Source organism: Vibrio sp. YT-19(2023), from assembly GCF_033337395.1.
On record NZ_JAWOQN010000088.1, the window covers coordinates 1 to 1707 of the forward strand.

Here is a 1707-nt window from a genome sequence, read left to right on the forward strand (position 1 = left end):
GTATTGCAAGGACGCGGAACATGCCTCATGTGGCGGCCAGGACGGCCAGCCGGGATCGGGATACTGGTCGTTACCAGAGCCACCGACCCGAGCAAACCCTTCTCTATCAGATCGTTGACGAGTATTACCCGGCATTCGCTGCGCTTATGGCAGAGCAGGGAAAGGAATTGCCGGGCTATGTGCAACGGGAATTTGAAGAATTTCTCCAATGCGGGCGGCTGGAGCATGGCTTTCTACGGGTTCGCTGCGAGTCTTGCCACGCCGAGCACCTGGTCGCTTTCAGCTGTAAGCGTCGCGGTTTCTGCCCGAGCTGTGGGGCGCGGCGGATGGCCGAAAGTGCCGCCTTGCTGGTTGATGAAGTACTGCCTGAACAACCCATGCGTCAGTGGGTGTTGAGCTTCCCGTTTCAGCTGCGTTTCCTGTTTGCCAGCCGGCCCGAGATCATGGGGTGGGTGCTGGGCATCGTTTACCGCGTCATTGCCACGCACCTGGTCAAGAAAGCGGGCCATACCCACCAAGTGGCCAAGACGGGCGCGGTCACCCTGATCCAGCGTTTTGGATCGGCGCTCAATCTGAATGTTCACTTCCACATGCTGTTTCTCGACGGTGTGTATGTCGAGCAATCCCACGGCTCAGCGCGTTTCCGCTGGGTCAAGGCGCCGACCAGCCCAGAGCTCACCCAGCTGACGCACACCATCGCCCACCGGGTGGGTCGCTATCTGGAACGGCAAGGCCTGCTGGAACGGGATGTCGAAAACAGCTATCTGGCCTCGGATGCGGTGGATGACGACCCGATGACACCCCTGCTGGGGCACTCGATCACTTACCGTATCGCTGTCGGTTCACAGGCGGGGCGAAAGGTGTTCACTTTGCAAACTCTGCCGACCAGTGGTGATCCGTTCGGTGACGGGATTGGCAAGGTAGCCGGGTCCAGCCTGCACGCCGGCGTGGCGGCCAGGGCCGATGAACGCAAGAAGCTCGAACGGCTGTGCCGGTACATCAGCCGCCCGGCGGTATCCGAGAAGCGGCTGTCGTTAACACGAGGCGGCAACGTGCGCTACCAGCTCAAGACGCCGTACCGGGACGGCACCACGCACGTCATTTTCGAACCATTGGATTTCATTGCAAGGCTGGCCGCCCTGGTACCGAAGCCCAGAGTCAACCTAACCCGCTTCCACGGGGTGTTCGCACCCAACAGTCGGCACCGGGCGTTGGTCACGCCGGCAAAACGGGGCAGGGGCAACAAGGTCAGGGTGGCTGATGAACCGGCAACACCAGCACAACGGCGAGCGTCGATGACATGGGCGCTACGGCTCAAGCGTGTTTTCAATATCGACATCGAGACCTGCAGCGGCTGCGGCGGCGCCATGAAAGTCATCGCCTGCATTGAAGACCCTATAGTGATCAAGCGGATCCTTGCTCACCTGAAGCACAAAGCCGAAACCAGCGGGACCAGGGCGTTACCCGAAAGCCGGGCGCCACCGGCTGAGCTGCTCCTGGGTCTGTTTGACTGACGAGCCTGAAGGCCAACGATACCAATCAAAATGCTGCGTTCACAGCGCCGCGGCAGGGATCCGCCGTGCTGGTTGTCGGAAAAGGAGCCGCTAGTGGGAAAGAGGAGGGTAAATTTTCAGCGTTGCTGGTTCCCCGTCTGCCGGATTGGGTTGCATCGCAGGGGTGTCGAAAGAGTCAACTGCGGTCCAAAGC

Annotated in this window: 1 protein-coding gene; it reads left to right on the plus strand. The window is 60.5% G+C overall.

Annotated elements, in window-relative coordinates:
- The first annotated feature begins 20 nt into the window (after positions 1-20).
- Positions 21-1514 (plus strand): IS91-like element ISVsa3 family transposase, encoded by a 1494-nt coding sequence (locus tag R7E78_RS24010; protein ID WP_318058323.1) that lies wholly within the window; start codon positions 21-23, stop codon positions 1512-1514.
- Positions 1515-1707: the final 193 nt, after the last annotated feature.